Here is a 577-nt window from a genome sequence, read left to right as displayed (position 1 = left end):
CCGATGGCAGCTACAAGGCCGGCGATGTGCTGAGCTTCACCGTCAACGGCAGCGAAGCGCTGCAGACTGGCGCACTGGCGCCAAGGCTGGTGCTGGATGTGGGCGGGGTGACCCGTTACGCCACTTACGTGTCCGGCAGTGGCAGCTCCGTGCTGGTGTTCCAGTACGTGGTCCAGGCGGGCGACAACGACAGCAACGGCATCGCCGTCAACAGCATCGACCTGCGCGGGGAAGCGCTCACCGACCTGGCCGGCAACGACCTGAACCTGGCATTGAACGGCATGGGCAGCACCGCCGGAGTTCTGGTAGACACCACCGCGCCAGGTGCCAGCAGCATCGTGCGCGTCGATGCCAGCCCGAGCAGCGGCGACTCGGTCCGTTTCACCGTGACCTTCAGCGAAGAGGTCAGCGGTGTGGACGCCAGTGACTTCAACCTGGTCTTCGGAGGCAGCGCCGCCGGTAGCATCAGCAGCGTCACTGCGCTCGATGGGCATACCTACACCGTCGTGGTCGGCGGCCTGAGCGGCCTCGGCAGCCTGCGCCTGGACCTGGCCAACAGCGGCACCGGCATCCTCGA

At 66.7% G+C, this 577-nt stretch carries 1 protein-coding gene; it reads left to right on the top strand.

Translation table 11 applies throughout. The features are described 5' to 3' along the window. Positions 1–577, top strand: a 577-nt coding sequence (locus APH27_RS26695) for an Ig-like domain-containing protein (RefSeq protein ID WP_177331725.1), incomplete at both ends; no start/stop codon positions are given.

Origin of the sequence: Pseudomonas sp. NBRC 111123 (assembly GCF_001320205.1) — a bacterium.
GTDB lineage: Bacteria > Pseudomonadota > Gammaproteobacteria > Pseudomonadales > Pseudomonadaceae > Aquipseudomonas > Aquipseudomonas putida_J.
This window is presented reverse-complemented; position numbering and strand designations above follow the sequence as displayed.